General features: G+C 71.2%; 16 protein-coding genes. 6 read left to right on the plus strand and 10 right to left on the minus strand.

The annotated features are described in order from the left end of the window. Positions 1-4: 4 nt before the first annotated feature. A complete protein-coding gene (locus tag APR04_RS21735; RefSeq protein WP_253874186.1) occupies positions 5-955 on the minus strand; it encodes a ribose-phosphate diphosphokinase in 951 nt (316 codons plus the stop codon). A gap of 62 nt (positions 956-1,017) precedes the next feature. Between APR04_RS21735 and APR04_RS31115 the strand changes: the two genes are divergently transcribed. Further along, on the plus strand, positions 1,018-2,274 hold the full coding sequence (locus APR04_RS31115; RefSeq protein ID WP_253874188.1) for an SMI1/KNR4 family protein: 1,257 nt from the start codon (positions 1,018-1,020) through the stop codon (positions 2,272-2,274). A gap of 152 nt (positions 2,275-2,426) precedes the next feature. On the opposite strand, the gene APR04_RS21745 is transcribed toward APR04_RS31115, so the two are convergent. The 9 genes from APR04_RS21745 to APR04_RS21785 form a co-directional block, all read right to left on the minus strand. Continuing rightward, complete coding sequence (locus APR04_RS21745) at positions 2,427-3,944, minus strand: MDR family MFS transporter (RefSeq protein WP_253874190.1); 1,518 nt, start codon at positions 3,942-3,944, stop codon at positions 2,427-2,429. Between the two features lie 142 nt (positions 3,945-4,086). After that, positions 4,087-5,385 carry a M23 family metallopeptidase gene (locus APR04_RS31120; RefSeq protein WP_253874192.1) on the minus strand — a complete coding sequence of 433 codons (1,299 nt, stop codon included), beginning with the start codon at positions 5,383-5,385 and terminating at the stop codon, positions 4,087-4,089. Then, complete coding sequence (locus tag APR04_RS21755) at positions 5,382-6,014, minus strand: hypothetical protein (RefSeq protein WP_253874194.1); 633 nt, start codon at positions 6,012-6,014, stop codon at positions 5,382-5,384. The genes APR04_RS31120 and APR04_RS21755 overlap by 4 nt, the downstream gene beginning before the upstream one ends. Continuing rightward, entirely contained in the window at positions 6,014-7,996 is a 1,983-nt protein-coding gene (locus APR04_RS21760; protein WP_253874196.1) for a hypothetical protein, read from the minus strand. Before APR04_RS21760 ends, APR04_RS21755 begins: the two co-directional genes overlap by 1 nt. Then, positions 7,993-10,524, minus strand: a complete 2,532-nt coding sequence (locus APR04_RS21765) for an ATP-binding protein (protein WP_253874198.1) — start codon at positions 10,522-10,524, stop codon at positions 7,993-7,995. Before APR04_RS21765 ends, APR04_RS21760 begins: the two co-directional genes overlap by 4 nt. A gap of 6 nt (positions 10,525-10,530) precedes the next feature. Further along, positions 10,531-11,268, minus strand: coding sequence for a hypothetical protein (locus APR04_RS21770; RefSeq protein WP_253874201.1), 738 nt, complete (start codon positions 11,266-11,268; stop codon positions 10,531-10,533). 110 nt (positions 11,269-11,378) lie between these two features. Continuing rightward, complete coding sequence (locus APR04_RS21775) at positions 11,379-11,666, minus strand: hypothetical protein (RefSeq protein WP_253874203.1); 288 nt, start codon at positions 11,664-11,666, stop codon at positions 11,379-11,381. A 14-nt stretch (positions 11,667-11,680) separates the two neighbouring features. After that, complete coding sequence (locus APR04_RS21780) at positions 11,681-12,829, minus strand: conjugal transfer protein (protein ID WP_253874205.1); 1,149 nt, start codon at positions 12,827-12,829, stop codon at positions 11,681-11,683. Beyond that, the gene (locus tag APR04_RS21785; RefSeq protein WP_253874207.1) at positions 12,826-13,155 is read right to left on the minus strand and encodes a hypothetical protein; all 330 of its coding nucleotides are present in this window, start codon (positions 13,153-13,155) and stop codon (positions 12,826-12,828) included. The genes APR04_RS21780 and APR04_RS21785 overlap by 4 nt, the downstream gene beginning before the upstream one ends. Positions 13,156-13,382: 227 nt before the next feature. Between APR04_RS21785 and APR04_RS21790 the strand changes: the two genes are divergently transcribed. The 5 genes from APR04_RS21790 to APR04_RS21810 all read left to right on the plus strand — a co-directional run bounded on the left by APR04_RS21790 (position 13,383) and on the right by APR04_RS21810 (position 18,859). Further along, positions 13,383-14,240 (plus strand): sigma-70 family RNA polymerase sigma factor, encoded by an 858-nt coding sequence (locus APR04_RS21790; protein ID WP_253874209.1) that lies wholly within the window; start codon positions 13,383-13,385, stop codon positions 14,238-14,240. 509 nt (positions 14,241-14,749) lie between these two features. After that, positions 14,750-15,454: an SAF domain-containing protein gene (locus APR04_RS21795; RefSeq protein WP_253874211.1), complete on the plus strand. Its 705-nt coding sequence runs from the start codon at positions 14,750-14,752 to the stop codon at positions 15,452-15,454. Between the two features lie 5 nt (positions 15,455-15,459). After that, on the plus strand, positions 15,460-16,362 hold the full coding sequence (locus APR04_RS21800) for a CpaE/TadZ family protein (protein ID WP_253874213.1): 903 nt from the start codon (positions 15,460-15,462) through the stop codon (positions 16,360-16,362). Beyond that, positions 16,359-17,984: a TadA family conjugal transfer-associated ATPase gene (locus APR04_RS21805; RefSeq protein WP_253874215.1), complete on the plus strand. Its 1,626-nt coding sequence runs from the start codon at positions 16,359-16,361 to the stop codon at positions 17,982-17,984. Before APR04_RS21800 ends, APR04_RS21805 begins: the two co-directional genes overlap by 4 nt. Next, positions 17,981-18,859: a type II secretion system F family protein gene (locus tag APR04_RS21810; protein WP_253874217.1), complete on the plus strand. Its 879-nt coding sequence runs from the start codon at positions 17,981-17,983 to the stop codon at positions 18,857-18,859. The genes APR04_RS21805 and APR04_RS21810 overlap by 4 nt, the downstream gene beginning before the upstream one ends.

Below are 18,859 nucleotides of genomic sequence, written 5' to 3' on the forward strand. Positions count from 1 at the left end.
AGGGTCAGACGTGGGTCGGGTCGAAGAGGGCGCTGACCGACTCACCGCTGTGGATACGGCGCACCGCCTCTGCGAACGCCGGTGCCACGCTGATCACCGTCAGCTTGTCGTGCGCGAGCAACCCGGCCGACGGCACCGTGTTCGTGGTGACGATCTCGACCACGTCGGGATCGGCTGCGATGCGGTTGACCGCGTCGTTGGCGAAGATCCCGTGCGTACAGGCGATCCGCACGTTGCGTGCGCCGTGCTCGCGGAGCAGGTCGAGGAGCGCGATGATCGTGGAGCCGTTGGCGATCTCGTCGTCGAGCACGATGATGTCGCGGCCCGTGACGTCGCCGATGAGGGACGTGATCTCGACCCGGTCACCGTCGAACCGCTCCTTCGCGGCCGCCGCGACGGGAACGCCGAGCATCTTGGCGAACGCCGAGGCGCTCTTCGCGTTGCCGAGGTCGGGGGACACCACCGTGGCCTTCGACAGGTCGCTCGGCAGGAAGTGCGTCGCGAGCTCGCGCAGCGCGTTGAGCTGGTCGGTCGGCACCCGGAAGAATGCGTGCACCTGCGGAGCGTGCAGCGTCATGGTCAGGATGCGGTTCACGCCTGCCGTCTCCAGCAGGTCGGCGACGAGGCGGCCACCGAGCGAGATCCGCGGTGCGTCCTTCTTGTCCGAGCGGGCATACGCGAAGTGCGGCATGACGGCAGTGATCCGAGCCGCGGACGCGCCCTTGGCGGCGTCGACCATCAGCAGCAGCTCCATCAGGCTCTCCTGCGCGGGACGCACCACGGACTGCACCAGATAGACGTCTCGCTCCCGGCAGTTCTCCAGGAGCTGGACCTGGAGGCAGTCGTTCGCGAAGCGCTGGATCTTGATCGGGCTCAGCGGGACGTCGAGATCAGCGCACATCTCGTGAGCGAAGCGCTGACCCCCGGTACCAGCAAAGACCCGCACCTCGGCCATGGCTGGAAGTCTACGGAACGTCGAGCCCGCACGCCTAGCAGCGAGGCGGCATCATGTGGCGCGTGAGCCTCACCGAGTGGCAGACCTGGGAACCGTTCGTCGACGCGCTGCGTCGCTCCGCGCCGCCCACGACGGAAGTCAGCGAGTTCGTCGGCACGATCGGCCGGGGGGCATGGCAGGGCAGCTACCTGGACGACGGCGACGCCGACGTCCGCCGCGACCACTACCGCAAGCTCGCCCGCGAGGCCGCACGGTCCGGCGACCGTGGGCCGAAGGCCGACCTCGACGATGCACTGCGGGCGATCGCCGAGCTCACGCCCGGCGCCGAGCAGCTCGTGCGGGTCAGCGCCGGTGCCCGCGTGGACGACGACGTGGTCGAGCTGGTCGTGCTGCCGCCCGCCGTCGTCTCCGGACCAGCCGCGCCGGTGCTCGAGGTGGTGCTGCAGCCCGGGGCGCTGCCGGCGCAGTACCTGCGGCCGATCGCGCCGGTGCCGGGCGCCGCACCGGCGTCGTCTGCCGACCCGGACACGGTGACGCGGGTGGTCACGGACCGGATGCCCGACGCCGTCGGCGCGGCTCCCGAGGCGATCGCCGCCGCAGAGGCCGGCCTGCCCGGTGGCGTCGACCTGCCGGAGGAGGTACGCGCGCTGTACGCGGCGGCCGGGGCCGGCAGCCTGAGGCTCGATCCCCAGGACGGCTCCTCCGGCGGATTCGAGATCGTGCCGCTGAGCGACAGCCTCCTGCGCGAGGCGTTCCTGCCCGCCGCTCGTTTCGATACCTGGACCACCGACGCGGGGACGTTCGCCCCAGAGGATCCCGCAGGGCGGGTCCAGGCGGCGATCGGTTCACCGCTCTGGTTCCCCGTGGGGTCCGACGGCGCGGGGAACGTCTACGCCGTCGATCTCGCGCCGGGCGTGCACGGGCACGTGGGGCAGGTGGTGCTGCTCGACCACGAGATGCGCGCAGGTGCCGTGTACCGGGCGGAGAGCCTGGCCGCGCTGCTCGTGGGGAGGCGGACGGGTCTCGACAAGCTCGACCGGCGGGGTGGGGTCGACCGGCGGGGTGGGGAGCGTGAGCGGCAGGACGAGTTCCTGAACCTCGACCCTGCCGAATGGGTGGAGCGGCTCGACGCGGGGACGGTGCCCGGCACCCTCAAGGCCGCTGGGCTGGTGCCCGACCGGACGCATCCACCGGCACTGACGGACGCCATCTCGGCGGCGAACCGGCTGCTCGACCTACGCGGTCTGGCGCCGATCGAGGTCACCCGCCTGACCCGCCCGGAGCACAAGAGCCTGTTCGGCCGCCTCTTCGATCGATAGTGCGGCACGCGGTGCTCAGACCTGGCCGGTGCCCGTCCGAGCACACCTCGCCCGGGAGCGCCCCGCGTGGACCGGGTACGACGGAGGGCAGGAATCCCGCACCTGGATTCCTGCCCTCGTCGCGCTACGGCCCGATCGGGCCGTGCAGCGGGTCAGTGGCCTCCGTGGAACTCGCCGTCGTTCTCCGGCCGCTTGACGAGCGTCGCGAGGAAGACGGTCACGACCATCACCGCGGCGCCGACCCCGAAGGCCAGGCCTGCACCGCCCGTCATGGCCTCGGCCGGCGAGGACCCGGACGCGGTCAGCGACTCCGACCGGATGGTCATGATGGCGACGAACAGCGCGGTTCCCGCGGCACCCGCGACCTGCTGCACCGTGTTGATCGTGGCAGAACCGTGCGAGTACTGGTGCGGCTGCAGCACCCCGAGCGCCGAGCTGAACAGCGGCGTGAACACCGAGGCCAGACCGACCATCAGCAGGATGTGCGCGCCGAGCACGTAGAACAGCGAGGTCTCGGTGGTGAGGAACGCGAGCATGCCGACCGCGACCGTGACGAGCACGGTGCCGGGCACCATGATCGGGCGTGGGCCGATCCGGTCGTACAGGCGGCCGATGACCGGACCCAGCAGACCCATCGCGACACCGCCGGGGAGCATGAGCAGGCCGACGGTGAGGGGGGCCATCCCCAGGGCGTCCAGCAGCACCAGCGGCAGCATGATCATCGTGCCGAGCATCGCCATCATCGCGACCGCGATGATGCCGACACCGAGGCGGAAGTTGGGCTGCAGGAACGTGCGCAGGTCGAGCAGCGCGGAGTTGGTGCGCTGGCGCGCGAGCTGCCGCCAGATGAAGAGGCCGAGCGTCACAAGCCCCGCGCCCAGGGGGATCCACGGGTTGATCGGCGCACCGTGCTGCGCCGCCTCGCCCAGGCCGGACAGGCCCCAGACGACGCCACCGAACGCGACCAGCGCGAGCACGAGCGACAGGGGATCGAGGTGATGGTGGTCCTTCTCGGACACGTCGCGGATCCAGAGCATGCCCGCGACCAGCGCGAGCACCGCGATCGGCAGCACGACGCCGAACACCCAGCGCCAGCCGAGCGGGCCCACGATGGCCCCCGAGACCGTCGGTCCGAGTGCCGGCGCCAGTGCGATGACCAGCGTCACGTTACCCATGACGCGCCCGCGCATGTGCGCCGGGACGATGGTCATGACCGTCGTCATCATCAGCGGCATCATGATCGCGGTGCCGATCGCCTGCACCACCCGACCGGTCACCAGGAACGCGAAGGTCGGCGAGACGGCCGCCAGGGCGGTGCCCACGGTGAACAGCGACATCGCCAGCAGGTAGGCACCGCGCGTGCCCAGCCGGTTGATGAGGTACCCGGTGGCCGGGATGACGACGGCCATCGTCAGCAGGAACGCCGTGGTGAGCCATTGGCCGGTCGTCGCGGTGATGTTCAGGTCGGCCATGATCGGCTGCAGCGCGACCGACATGGTGGTCTCGTTCAGGATCACCGTGAACGCGCTCGCCATGAGCAGCGCGATCGCGCGGAAGTGCCCGGGCGCCAGCTTGTCGGTGCGCGACTGGACGGCTGTCTCGCCCGTCGAGGGCAGGTTGGCGGGCGGATCGCTCAGCTGGTCGGGCGTGCCAATGGTGTCGGTACTCATGCGTTCCCTCTCGGTACGGTGCGCGCGGGCCGAGATCGGGAGCGACACTGCACACGACCTACGTCTAACGACGCCGGATCATCGTCGGGTATTCCCGCCGATGATCGCCAGCCCTTTTACCGACGTCTGCGCCGAGCAGAAATCATCGGTCCGCGGCTGCCGGCTCCGCACCGTCCGGCGCGTCACCGGGATCCACCGACTCCGTCACCGGGGCCGCCACACCGAGCGTCACGCCCTGCTGGGCCATGAAGGGCTCCGGGTCCACCGCCTGCCCGTTCACCCGCACCTCGTAGTGCAGGTGGCAGCCCGACGACGTGCCGGCGCCCGCCGGGTCGATGCGCGAGTCACCGCCCATGGACGCGATCTGCTGCCCTGCCTGCACCGTGTCGCCGACCCGTACCAGGTTGGTGCCGGTGAGCAGGTGACCGTACGTCGAGTCGAGGCCGATGCCGTGCTCGATGCGGATCGTGTTGCCGGTACCCCAGCCGGTCGCACCGGAGATCACCACGCGTCCCGCGGCGGCCGCGAACACCTGGGTGCCGCACGACGCCGCGATGTCCTGGCCCAGGTGATAGGTCGACGCCCCGGCGATGCCCGTGCTGCGCGGCCCGAACCCGGACGCCTTGGACCCGACTGCTGGGTTGGCCCAGCCCCCGGCGCCGACGGCGGCGTTCCCGACCGAACCGGTCATGCAGGGTGCGCCGACCGCAGCGCCCTGGACGGACCGGGAGAGCGCGGGGAGATCCTGCTCGTCCGCCCCGCTGACGAGCTGCATCACCTGGAGCGACTGATCCCAGTACTGCTGGTAGTGGTACGGGTCGGCGTTCCGCTGGGCCTTGTGCGCGGCGATGGTCGGCTCGAGCGTCTCCCAGCCCGTGACCGCGAGCAGCCGGTCGTAGAACCGGCCCGACGACTGCACGGGATCGAGGCGCTCAGCGACCGTCCCGTACCACTTCTGCTCCTGGAACATGCCGATCGAGGAGGTCAGCGTCCCGTCGGGGTTGCGCACCCCGAACCGGTCGTCGCCGTAGTCGAGGTTCCGCATGCCGGACTCACCGAGGGCCGTCATCACGGCGATGGCCTGGGCCCGGCCTGGCACGCCGCGTTCCTGACCCACCTGCAGGATCACCGACGCGTTCTGCAGCTGCTCGCCCGTGAAACCACCGGCTGCCGTGACCTGGCCGCCGGCCGGCACCACCGACGCCGACAGGCTGCAGCCGTTCTGCGACTGGTTCTCGCTGACGGCGCCGCCCACCAGCACGACCATCGCGATGACCGCAGCCGGCACGGCCATGACGGCGGCGACCAGCACGCCAAGGACGAGCACCGCACGCCTGGTCGGGTCGTCCCTCCGCCCGCCTCTGCCCGGCCGCCGGCCTCGGGACCGGACCGCCTGCGAGGCGACCCGCGTCGCGAGGTCGGCGGCGCCCCGCCCGCTCACGACCCCTCCGGCGGTCGGATCTGCTCGGCGAGCCAGGGGGCCGCCCCGTCGGCACGGGTCAGGAGCACCGTGTAGCTGCCGATGTCCGTCGGCACCGCCACCTCGGCGAGCAAGGTGGACGTCTCGTCGGTGACCTCCGGTTCGCCGGTGACCTCCGTGACCGGGACGAGCCGCGGGTCGACATCCTGGTAGACGGGCCGCGCCTGCGGCGTGAGCAGCGGCTCCAGTCCGGACCACCAGTCGTCCGCGCTCCGGTCGGTCGCCGCGAACGCCGTGATGGTGGCGCCGGCGGCGTCGCGCGCTGCCGTCCGGACCGTCTCGTCCCAGGTCGCCTCGACGGGTTCGCTGGGCGCCGTCTCGTCGAAGTCGGGCTCGGCCGACACCTCGACCGCCGGGTCGCCCGCTGCCGGCTGTCCATCGACCTCCTCGGTGGCCGATGGTCGCCCCGTGTCGTCGTTCTCGGCTGCCGTGCCCGCTGGACCGCCGAAGTCGTCCTGAGCCCCGGGGGCGAGGGCGCCGGCGCTCTCCTGCGTGGTGGGGTCGACGGGGCCGCCTTCGCGCGGCCAGCCGATCCAGGTGCCGATCGCGAGGACGACCACCGCGATCACCACGATGACTGCACGTCTCATCAGCGGCCCAGCCCTCGCATCTGACGGCGGCCGGGGTTGTGCACGATCGCCGCCGGCTGGGGCCCGCCGACCTGCGGCGCCCCACCCTGTCGCGCGGCGTTGAGCGACTGAGCCAGCCGGGCGGCACTCTGCGACCGCTCGCCCTGCCGGCCCAGGCCGCGTGCGGCCCCGAGCGCCTGCTTGGCCTGCCTGGCCTTGCGCACCACGCTGAGCGCCTTGGAGGCACCGACCGCGGCGCTGGACGTGCCACCGCTCGCGACCATCGACCCGGCCTGCAGGGCGACCGACGTCCCCGTACGGCGCGCGCTGCCCAACCGGTCGCTGAGGCGCTCGCCGGCTGACGGCGGCAGGTGCGGGCTGGGCTCGTTCGACGGCTTCTCACCGGTGTTCGAGCCGTCCGGCAGCGGCTTGGTGCCGGGGCGTCCGTCGTCGGGCGAACCGTCCTGGACGGTACGTGCGGCAGTGGTCCAGGCGTTGCCGCGGCCGTCGGTCCCGTCGCCGCCGTCGGGCCCGATCGGAGTGCCGGAACCGTCGACCGGGATGGGCATGGTGCGGTTCTCGTCGCCCGCGCCACCTGAGACGCCACCCGAGACGCCACCCGTGGTGCTGCCGACCGTGCCGCCACCCGGGTTCCCGTCCATGGCGGACGGCCCCGCAGCCGGGACGTCGCCGGCGTCGAGCGTCTGGCCGTTCGGCTTCACGGGGGCGGGGCCGAGGCCGACGCCCGCCCACTCCCTTGCCTTGTTGTAGCGGTCGCGCCACTTCGCGGTGCCGTCCCACGGCATCGCGGCGGGCTCGCCCACCTGGGAGGGGACGCCGGCTGCCGCGAGCTTGTCGGCCAGCGCGCGCAGGCCGGCCCGCACGCTCGCGCCCATCAGCACGTAGAAGACGGCGCCCGCGATGACCAGCGTGTTGAACAGGTACAGCCGCACGAGGAACGGCAGGCCGCTCGTGGCGTCGTAGAAGCCGAGCAGCATCTTCATCCACGCGACCAGGAACATCGTGGCCATCGCGACGAGGATGCACCCGAAGCCCACGCTCGCGAACGTGCGGAAGAGCTGGGCGCGGGTACCGCTGGAGATGACGCCGACCGGTAGCTGCCACAGCAGCTTGATCGCCGACCAGCCCAGCAGCAGCACCGCGAAGATGGTGCCGCCGACGATCACCACGGACAGCAGCAGGAACACGAAGCCCGTGGTGAGCAGGCTGAGCGTCGAGACGACCGTGCCGGCGTCGACGGTGGACGCCGCCTCCTGGTACGCCTCGTCGCAGCCACCGATCGCCTCGACGGCGTTGTCCCGGCCGACGTTGTCGGTGTAGGTGTCCTCGCACCCCGTGCCGTCGATGACCGTGCCGTAGTTGATGATCTGGTGCGGCGCGCGGAGCAGGGTGTCCACGAGCTGCCCCTTGAGGCCCTCACGGATCACCGTGGAGTCCCGCTGGAACGACGCGCCCTCGGTCGCGAAACCGGTGGCGATGTCCATGCCGGCGTTCCGCGACTGCATGATGACGCCCTGCTCGCCGCCGATGGTCGCCATCGGGTTCGCGAGGAAGCCCGTCGCCAGGGCGGCGATGAGACAACCGATCAGCAGCTCCATGAACCCGCCCGCGTACCGGCCCTTGAGCAGCCAGAAACCCACCACGAACGCCAGGATGATCAGCATCAGGTTGAGCAGGCCGATCTGCGCGATCATGCCCTGCACGATGATGCTCAGCCCGGCGAGCGGCGCAAGGATGTAGCCCAGCCAGTCCATGCCGAGCACCCAGTCGAGCACCCAGATCTGTACGGCCACCATGTCCCGGTACCAGACCCAGAACATGCCGGCGAGGGTCGAGAAGATCTCGGAGTCCACGTTCAGCGGGTTCCACGGCGAGCCCGTGTCCCACTGGAGCGTGAACCGGTCGACGGCCACCCCCTGGGTGTCCTCCAGGTTCAGCCCCCCACCGGGATCGGCAGCCGGAAGCGGCGCCCGCCGGATCATGACCCGATCACCGCACCGGTGGAGCTGGTCGGTGTGGTCTTCACGGTCTGAGCGCGGGTCTCCACCAGCGGTGCCATGACCTTCGCCCGGCCGTACCGGGCCTGGAAGTCGCGGATGAGGCACTCGCCCCGCCGCTCCTCGGTCACGCCGACGGCGGCGTCGGTCACCGGGGCGGTGCCCTCGGTGACCAGCTTGACCAGCCCCTCGTCCACCGGCGCGCTCACCGGCAGGCCGTGCAGCCAGCGCAGACCGCGGCGGGCGAGGTTCGCGTCGCGGTGGCGCAGCAGCACGCGGAACGGGATCAGCCCGCGGACCACCTCGTTGCCGAAGTCCTCCTCCGCGTCGTGACTGCCGAGCAGCAGCGCGGCCTTGTGCTTACGGCCGTCCCGGATGAACATGCCGATCTCCTCGGCAGCCTCCGGCGATGACATGGTCTTGGACGCCTCGTCGGCGGCGAAGATGTCGAGCCGCGAGCGGTCGGCGAAGCAGCGGTATCTGGCGAGGGCCGCGATCAGCGCGAACGTGGCGCGGCCGAACACCTTCTCGGCCTTGAGCTCCGCGAACAGGTGCCCGTGCTCCATGTCGGCCTTCGACGGCAGCTGCATCTTGTGGGTGTGCAGCACGATGGCCGGCGAGCTCAGGTCGAGCGGCGGCAGCGAGTCGTCGAAGAGGGCGCGCCCGAAGTCGAGCTCCGAGAAGATCCGCATCTCGTCGGCGAGCATCCGGGCGCCCGGGTACTCGCAGTCCACCTCGAGGTGCCGGGCGAGCGAGCCGAGCGAGGTGATCTTGTTCCGCCACATGTACTCGGTCTGGAGCACCTTGGACAGCAGCACGTTCTGCTCGGACTTGGTCTGCACCGACAGCAGCACGGTGATGAAGGCGCGGGCCACACGGGGTGCTTGGGCAGGCGGCAGGATCCGCAGCGGGTCCATGGACACGGTCGCGTCCTCGGAGATCTCGACCACCTGCGAGTCGGGGATCTCCGAGACGGCGACCCCCCACTCGCCCATCTCGGTGTGGTCCACCGCCATGAGCGTGGCCCCCATGTCGACGTTGTCCATGGCCACCGTCTTCATGGAAACGCTTTTCCCACTACCCAATTCTCCGACAAATCCCATTGCTAGCGCTACGTCCAGCTTGTCCGTTGCGCCCGCCAGGTTCACGAAGACCGGGTTCGGCCGCGCGGCCCCGTTGGAGATCTCCAGGGCGAACAGCGCGCCGGACGTGTCCCCGAGCTCCGTCGTGGCGAACGGCACCGCGGCCGAGAACGCACGCGCCGTCGTGATCTGCGAGTACTCCCGCACCGCTCGCGGCGTCGGCATGCCGGGCAGCGTGGCCTCGAAGAGCGTCGGCTGGATCGTGGGGTCCGTGCGCAGCGAGAACTGCATGGCGGCGAAGTACTTGGTGAGGTCGCGGGCGTCGTCGAGCGCCTGCTCGGGGGTGTGGCCGGAGACGGTGAACATCGTGGTGGCGTCGACCTCCACCTCGAGCTCGTCCGCGTCCATGACCGCCTGGTACTCGCCGAGGGCGCGTGCCGTCGTGTCAAGGGAGGATCCGGCGCGCTCCTCCTCGGAGCGCTGGTCGAACTGGTCGTTCAGGGTGCGCACCGCGCGCCGGTTGCGGTTGGTCACCTCGTCGCGCGAGCGCACGGTCATGCGGATGGCCCAGTCGCAAGGCACGCCCGACTCGTCGACCCGCCCGATCCACTCGCACCCCGGGTAGATGATCCCGCCCGACGGCGTATCGCTCACCACGAGCGTCGTCTGGTACGACGCGAGCTCCGGGTTGGTCGGGTCGAGCACCTTGACGTAGGGGCGCTTCAGGATCTGCAGGGGGCCCAGCTTCTTCTCGGAGTCCGTCTGCCCGGCCGGGTCCACCAGCGAGGAGGGCAGGACGGAGGGTCCTGACAGGTGCATCTCGGCGTCGAGCGACCCGTCGACGGGCACCGCCGTGTCCAGGCCGAGGCCACGCTGCATGGCGTGCCCGAACATCCACGCCATCTCCGCCACCGTCGCAGGCCGGGGATCGAACGCCGAGGGCATCTCCTTGCGCAGCGCCTCGGACTGGGCGGCCCGCTCGCCGATCGCATGCCTGCCCGGCACGGAGCGCGGCATCATCAGCGTGTCCCGGAGCGTGGTCCAGCTCGCGTGCAGCGGCTCCATGAACGCCTTCGCGCCCGGGTTGGCCAGGGGAGCGGCGATCCAGTGGACGCGCCGTCCGATCGGGATCTGCTCCAGGAAGTCGAGGGTGGCCTCGCACTCGGCGGCCCATGCCTCGCGCTCGGTCAGGTCGACGCCCTCGATCATCGAGAGCACCACAGAGGCGGGGTCGGTTGCCGCCGTCAGGCCGAGGTGCAGGGACTCGCCGCGCAGCGCGCGGTACAGGGCCGTGTGGTGCCGCCGTGCGGCGTGCTTCTTGTCGTCGGGCTGGAATGCGTAGGGCACAGGGGACACGCGCCAGACCGCCCAGACGGTCCCGGTGCGGGTCCACATGAGGCCGTCGGTCAGGGCCGAGATGTGGCTCAGCATGGGGGCTCAGTCCTCTCGCGGGGTGGTGGGGGCCGTTCGGTCGGTCGGCTTCGGCTTTCCGGCGAGCAGCTGTCCGACGCCGGTGAGGTCGACGGTCTTGCGCTCAGGTGCTGTCGCCGCCGCGGTAGCAGCGGCCGCTGCCCAGTCCGCCGGCGAGCGTCTGCTCGGAGGTGCTGCGGGTTCCTGGGCCGGTGCGGGTTGGAGGCGCCGACCCTCGAAGGTCGCGTCCGCGGGGCCACGGCTGGTCAGCTCCGGCAGGAGCTCGGTCGGGATCGGCCGGACCGCCACAGGGCGCTCCGGCTGGACCGCCGGCCGGACCCGCGTGGCGAGCGCCTCGGCACGCGGTGCGGCGACGGCGGTCGGCCGTGGCAGCACCACCATGACCCGATGGGTCACCAGCCGCGGCTTGGGCAGGGCCACCTGTCCTCCGGCCAGCCGCCCAGGGGTCGAGGTCAGGTTCATCGCGTCCATGACGAACGCGATGGGATTGCGGCCGCTGCTCGGGAGCTTGCCGGTGGCCCAGACCACGCCGACAACGACACCCACGGCGACCACGATGTTCATGAAGCCACCTAGCTGCGCCCACAGCGGAGCGGTCTTCCACAGTGCGAACGCCACCACGGCGCCCGCTCCCACCTGAGTGATCGTGTACGGGCCGCCCCAGATGCGCCCGCCGCTGGGTAGTTTCCCCACCAGCATGGGGATGCGTCGGGCCTTCGTGTAGAACTTCGCGGTCTCGGTCACCGGACACCCTCCTCACCACATGCCGGGCGCGCGAACGCGCCCGCCTGACCAACCCTGCGTCGTGCCCTCAGCGTCCTGCCCATATCCCGGCCCTGTCGGCCCAGCAGCAGCTAGAGAACTGTCTGCGTGTTCACGATGGCCGGAGCGGAGCCGAACTCGTCCCTGGCGAGGTCGGAGGTAACGTTGATGCCTCCGTTCACGAGCCACAGGACGATGCCGCCGACGATCGCCGACATCAGGATCGCGGCGATCGACAGCTTCGTCTTCACCGCAGTGATGACGACCATGAGGATGACGACCACGAAGGTCACCGACTCGATGGCACTCTTGACCTCCTCCGACTTGACGGTGATGAGGTCGAGGAAACCGCCGTTGGCCAGAATGATCTCGTTGATCATGGTTCTCTCCTTCGTTACTCCCCGGCGGTGCCGGGGTCGGTGCCGGGTGGCACCGTGTCGATACGGACGGCCGGCTCGAGGCCGGCAACCTCCCAGCGGCCGTCCCGCGCAAGGAGCGTGAGGACGTACTGGGCGGTGGTCTTCTCGCCGTCGAGCCGGGTGAGCTCGACGGTGGTCAGGGCGTGCGTGCCGTCGTCGTCGGCCGGGTCTTCCGTGACCGCGTGCGAACCCTTGATGCTCGTAACGGTCACGGCCGAGTACGGAGCGGGGACCACGGCCGGGATGGACGTGCCGGGGCGCAGGTAGCGCGTGATCTCACCGTCACCGGCGACCATGGCGGCGAGGAACCCGCTGACGGACTGCCCGGCGGCCGACGTCGGAGAGACGGTCTCTGGGTAGTCGAGCTCCGGCGGCTCGGCGGCGGCCGCAGGGCCGGGGACGGGTGCGGGCAGCGCCAGGGCGGTCACGGCCAGCTCGGGTCTTGACCACTCGGTGTCCGTGCGGTCGACCAGCACCGGAACCTGGAAGTAGCGGCGCACCCAGACGAGGGGCACCTCCGCCTCTTCCTTGTCGGCCTTGGCGCCACCGCCCGCCGGGGGCGTGGAGCCGGGTGCGGGCTCGGCGACGTCCACGCCGACGGTCACCGACCACACGCCGTCGTCCGTCTGCTCGGCCTGGGCCACCGACGAGTCGCGGATGGTCAGGCCCTCCTGGGGGAGCGAGCCGACCGGGGCGTTCGTCAGGGAGGCGAGCAGCTGCTGGTCGTCGCTGTCGGCCCGCAGCCAGGTCTCCACGAGCTCGACCGCTCGCTCGCCGGCTGCGGCGTTCTCCGTGGTGCTCGCCGCACCGGCGGCCACGGCGACAGGGGCGGGCGCCGGTCGCAGCGCGGTCCACACCAGGGCGGCGGGCCCGGCCAGCAGGGCCAGCGCGAGCGCGGCGCCCCAGGCCTTGGTCGCCAGGGCGGGTCCGTTGGACCACTCCACGACCTGCGGGGGAGAAGACTCGCCGTCGCCTCCGCCGCCCGACGACGACGGGAGTGCCGCGGGCTGTTCGGGTCCGCCGGTCCACGGCGAGCCGCTACCGGAGGCGCCGTCGGCCGGGGCGGGCAGCTCGGCCGCCTTGGCGGCCTTCTTGCCACGCCGACGTACGAGGAGCGAGCTCATCGCGTCCGCACCTCGTTCTGCAGGTCCGCCCGGATGCGCGCGCGAGCCTCACGGGCGCTGCGCGCGCGGGGGCTGTCGAGCGCCTCGGTCAGGCGGGTCGTCGTGTCCTCCTCGCCGAGGGGGTCCTCGGTGAGGGAGGCGATGAGGTCGCGCACCAGGGGTGCTACCTCACCGCGGGCTGCGTGCACCTCGGCGGTGTCGCGGAGCAGGGACCACGTGTGGTCGAAGTCCGGTGCATCGGGTTCCGCACTGCGGACGCCCGCACTGCCGAGGTCGGTGCTGCCGAGTCCGGCGCCGGGCGCCTGGTCGAGCTCGTCCTTGCTCATCTCGCCTCTCCCGTTTCTCCGTCTCTTGCGTCTGCTGTGCACAAATGGCAGGTGAGGTGTTCGTGTGACATCGGTAGTCCCCGGGTTTTGGCCAACTGTGACGCAGGTCACAGATGCCCGTGCGGAGCGGGCAACAGTGGCGGGCAACACCCCCTCGATGGACTCGGGGCAGACCGAAGGGGGGAACCGCCATGCCTGCACGGATGTCAGCACCAGCAGGAACGCTGATGCGAGAGCTCGACCACGACTGGGCCGACCTGGTCCGTACACGATCGTTCGCGACCGAGATCGAGCGCCTCGCCACACGGTTCCCGCAGATCGCAGGGCTGCGCACGGGGGAGGCGGTGCAGCTAGCCGCCGACGAGGCGGACGAGGTCCTGTACGCGCTCATCGTCGAGCACGCCGGCGGCAGCTTCGCCGCCGGGCGCGCCGTGCTGCAGTGCATGCTTCCCGCGGTGCGCACCATCGTGCGCCGATCACGCCGCCACTACCCGGACGTGCAGGACCTCGAGCAGGAGGCCGCCGCCGCGATGTGGGACGCGATCACCCACTACGACCTCGACCGCAGCAGCCGGGTGGCGATGCGACTGCAGGGGCACACCCTGACGCGCGTCGTCGGCGACCGGGCCCCGCACGCGCAGGGCGGCCGGGCGAGTCGCGGGCCGCGGATCGCGGAGATCCCCACCGACACGAGCACGCTGACCGTCCTCGAGCGGCCGGCGACGCCCGAGCCAGGGCCGGACGCGGTCTACTCGCTCGCGAGCATGTCCCTCGGCGCCACGGGCGAGGTGCTCGACGTCATCGCGTGGGGCCTCGACAAGTGCGCGCTGACGCGGGACGAGTCAGCACTTCTGGCGCGGTTGTACGCGCCGGACCCCGATCTCCCGGAGTACGCCGAGCTCGGCTCGGGTCGCGGGAACTATCAGCGGCGGGTGGCCCACGAGCTGGGCATCTCGCACGCAGCCTTGCGCCAGCGGGCGAGTCGCGCAGTGCGACGGCTGGCGGAAGCCGTTCAGTCCGGTGGTCTGTCTGGGGGACAGCCGGGCGGACGGGACGGTGAGGGGCCAGGACGATCGACGGGCTGAGCACTGGGGGGTGCGTGAAGCCCTGAGGTCGTCCGAAGTCCACCTCGTCGCGAGAGGGCCCCACCGCCAGCGGGGCCCTCTCGTTCTGTCCTCATACCTCCCGACCCGTGCCGAATGTAAAGGCCACCCCTGGACGGCCTCTGCGGGGGGCAGGTGGTGCGGCAGGCTTTTCTCATGCCCTGACCTGCGGAGTCAACACCACGGCTGTGGTACCGACACGTAACCGGCGGATCGTTTCAAGGTCACTCAATATTCAAGCCATCTCCACAACTTTGAAGTCTGCTTGACCTAGCGGGCATCCGGAACCCTGATTAGCGTTCAACCTGCCGGGTCCGCCCGTGTGGATGAGGATTACCTGCGGTGACACGCGTGTGCCACCTGCGGGGAAGCCCTCGATCAGCACGGGCGGGAGCACGGTGGAGACAGGCGCACGGATGGGAACCTCGATGGGTCCCGCACCGGGGGAACCCGAGGCGGACTCCGCCGACGGGCTCGGAGGAGACGGCACGGTGAGTAGCAGCACGAAGGTCGCGAACCGGGAGAAGCACGCCCGGTCAGCGCCACAACCCCAGCGACCCGCACCCCCCGGGCCGCTCAAACCGACGCGCGCCCGCCGTCGGCCCGCACTCATCGCCCTTGGCCTCGCGCTCGTGGCCCTGAGCGTGCTCGCATCCGTGTACCTGGCCAGCACGCTCGGTCAGACCTACCAGGTGCTCGCGATCAAGAGCGAGCTAGCGCGCGGCACAGAGATCACGGACGCCGACATCACGACTGTCGAGCTGCCCATGGGGACAACTCTGCCCGACCCGGTCCCGGCCGCGGAGTACGACCAGGTGGTGGGTCAGGGCAAGGTCGCAGCGGTCGACCTCAAGGAGGGCCAGCTCCTCACACGCGGCAGCATCGCGGACGAGCTCCAGCCCGCAGCGGGGCGGTCCATCGTGGGCATCGCGCTCGCACCGAACCAGATGCCGGACCAGGACAAGCTGCGGGCCGGTGATGCCGTACGCATCGTCGAGACCCCGGCGACCGGCGGTGAGCCGCCCGCCGAGGCGCCCTTCGCGATCTCGGCCACCGTGGTCAGCAAAGCGCCGTCGACGCTCGGCGAGCAGACCGTCGTCGACGTCGAGGTCGCCTCGAAGGATGCGGCGGCCCTCGCCGCGCGTGCCGCGACCGGTCGCGTGGCCCTCGTGATCGATGCCGTCGGGGCTGGGTGATTCGCGTGGCTCTCGTCGCCCTCGCCAACGCGAAGGGCTCCCCTGGAACGACGACGGCGGCCCTCGTGCTGGCGCTCCAGTGGCCCCGTCCGGTGCTCCTCGTGGAGGCCGACCTCGCCGGTTCGTCGATCCTGGCCGGGTACTTCCGCGGCCAGCTGCCGCACGACCGCGGGCTGCAGCCGCTCGCGATCGCACACTCCCACGGCGACCTCGAAGCGTCCTTCTGGGAACAGACTATTCCGCTCGTTCGAAACGATCCGGACAAGAAGCTGCTACCCGGCATCGTCAGCCCGCACACGGCGCCCGCCGTCGCGAACCTCTGGGGGCCGCTGGCCAACCAGCTGGTCGCGTTGGAGCGCGGTGGCATGGACGTCCTGGTCGACCTCGGGCGGCTAGGCACCGGCGGCGTCGTGCGAGAGGACCGGGAGCCGATAGTCCGGCTCGCGGACCAGGTGCTGATCACCACCGGCTCGCGCCTGCCCGACATCGCGGTGACGCGGGAGCTCGTCAAGTCCCGCACCTCTGTGGTCGACGCAGCGGCGCGCGAGCTCACCAACCTCACCGCCCTGACCGTCGGCCCCGGCCGGCCGTACGACGCGGGCGAGATCGCGCGGACCCTCGGCCTCGGGACCGTTGGCTCCCTGGCCTGGGACCCGGTGAACGCCGAGGTGCTGTCCGTCGGCTCGCCGGCAGGGCGCCGGTACTCGTCGTCGCCGCTCGTGCGGTCCGCCGGGCCCGTGATCTCGCGTCTCCAGGAGCGCACCGAGAAGCGGCGGTCCCGGTTCTCCACCGGTCCGCGCGACGGCGGCGGCGCGTCCGGTCCGCGGCGCCCGTCCGAGTACGCGGACGGCCTCTCACGGAGCGTGCAGGGCGGCGCGCCGTGGCGCGACGGCAGGGGGAACGCATGAGCACGCCCGAGTTCCCCGACCTCTCGTCGCTGCCGATCTTCCACGACGCTGACGATCAGCCGCGCCCGCTGCCGCGCCGTACCCCTGCCGCCGACGGCGGTCCAGGACCCGACGGGCGCTCCGCCTCGGCGCAGAACCGTGCAGTACCGGTCGGACACGCCAACGGCACGGCACGATCTGGCGCGCCGACGGTGAACGGCGGCGCCTCGTCCGGCGGCGGCGCCTCACCCTGGGTAGGGGCGGTCGTCCGCGCCGGCAGGGAGTACCACGGCCAGCCCGGCAACCCGCGGCTGCGCGACTCCGAGTTCTGGCGTCAGGTCAACAGCCTGCGCGGCGAGGTGTCCGCGCGGCTGACGACGGCGCTGGCGACGCGCGAGCTGGACGAGGAGCAGCGCGAGGCGCTGGGCCAGGAGCTGATCCAGCAGGTGGTGCGCGACCACAACGACGCCCTGCTCTCCGGTGGCCAGCGGAACTGGACTCCCGAGTACCAGGTCGAGGTGACGCGCGCGCTGTTCGACGCCCTCTTCCGGCTCGGCCGCCTGCAGCCGCTCATCGACACCCCCGACGTGGAGAACATCGAGATCACGGGCACCGCGCCCGTGCTCCTGCTGATGGGTGACGGGCGCCGCACCTATGCGGAGCCGATCGCGGACTCCGACGCCGAGCTCATCGACTTTCTCCAGTTCCTCGCGGCGCGCGACCCCGCCAACGAGCGGTCGTTCACGCGGGCCAACCCGTTCCTCAACCTGGACCTGCCGGGTCGCGTGCGGCTGGCCGCCGTCGGCTGGGTGGTGCCGTGGCCGCGCGTCACGATCCGCCTGCAGCGCCTGCAGTCGGTCGACCTGGAGCTGCTGCGCCGGAACAGCACGATCGATACCGTGCTGGTCGAGTTCCTCACGGCCGCGGTCCGCGCCCGCAAGTCGATAGTCGTGTCGGGGCAGGGTCAGGGCAGCGGTAAAACGACCCTTTTGCGCGCTTTGTGCGCCGGCCTGGATTCCTGGGAGTCCATCGCCACCATCGAGACCGACTACGAGCTCTACCTGCACCTCGAGCCCGAGAAGCACAAGCGGGTGGTGGCCCTGCGCACCCGCGAGGGCTCCGGCGAGATGAACGCGACGGGCCGCCGCGTCGGCGAGATCAACACGAACGTCAACGTGTACGAGTCCCTGCGGCACAACATCTCCCGCGTGATCGTGGGCGAGGTGCGCGGGCCCGAGATCGTGTCCATGTTCCAGGCGATGCAGATGGGCAACGGCTCGCTGTCGACGGTGCACGCCGACGGCGCGCGCGACGTCGTCGAACGCCTGGTGGGTATGGCGGTGCAGGACTCCACGCTGTCGGAGACCTACGCGTACCGGCAGGTGGCGCAGTCGGTGGACCTCATCGTCTTCCTCCGGGTCGACTCGGCGGGCGACGGTCGCAGGCACCGCTACGTCTCCGAGGTGATCGAGGTGACGCGCGGCGAGGCAGGCAACCCGGTGGCGATCACCGACGTCTTCGAGCCCGGGCCGAACGGCCGTGCGGTGCCGAAGACGACCCCGTCGTTCCTCGCCGACCTGGAGGCCGGCGGCTTCGACGCGAGCCTCCTGAACTATCGGGACGGGCTCTGGGAGATCGCATGACCATGCTGATCGCCGTGCTGACAGGCCTCGGTCTGGGCCTCGGTCTGTGGTTCGTGGTCGTCGGCGCGCAGAAGTACGAGCCGACCCCGAAGCCGGTCCGGACCACTCCACCCTTCCACGGGCTGCTCCGGCTGTTCGGCCTGACCAAGGGCGGCCCGCTCTACCCGCAGCGCAAGGTGCTGGGTATCGGAGCGGCCGCGGGCCTCGTGGTCGGGATCGTGACCGGCTGGTGGTCGCTCGTGCTCATCGTGCCCGTTCTTATCGTCGGTCTGCCCTCGCTGTTCCGCACCACCACGCAGTCCAACGAGGTCGAGAAGCTGACCGACCTGACCGCCTGGGTGCGGTCGCTGATCGGCGTGCTCTCCGGCGGCGCCGTCGGGCTGGAGCAGGCCATCGCGGCCACGCTGCACAGCGCGGCGCCGTCCGTGCGGCCCTCGCTCGCGCGCCTCGTCGCGCGGCTGGAGGCGCGCCAGCCCATCAAGCCGGCGCTGTACCGGTGGGCGGACGAGATGGACGACTACTCGGCCGACATGATCGCCTCGGCGATGGTCCTCGAGTCGGACAACCGCACGGGAGCCGTGGCGCCGGCGCTCCGGCAGCTCGCCGAGTCGCTGTCGGCACAGGCCAAGGCGCGGCGCGAGATCGAGACCGAGCGCTCGACCGGCCGCGCGACAGTGCGCTGGGTGACGATCGTGACGCTCGTGGTGCTGGCCGCCACGGCGATGTCCGGGTACCTCAGCGGGTACGACTCGCCGCTGGGTCAGGTCGTGGCGGTCGTCCTGTTCTGCGCGTACGTCGTCTGCCTGCTGTGGATGCGCAAGATCAGCCTCGGGCAGCCGATCCCGCGGTTCCTCCCCGACGAGCGAAGGGCCTGA

Origin of the sequence: Promicromonospora umidemergens, assembly GCF_024171995.1 — a bacterium.
GTDB lineage: Bacteria > Actinomycetota > Actinomycetes > Actinomycetales > Cellulomonadaceae > Promicromonospora > Promicromonospora umidemergens.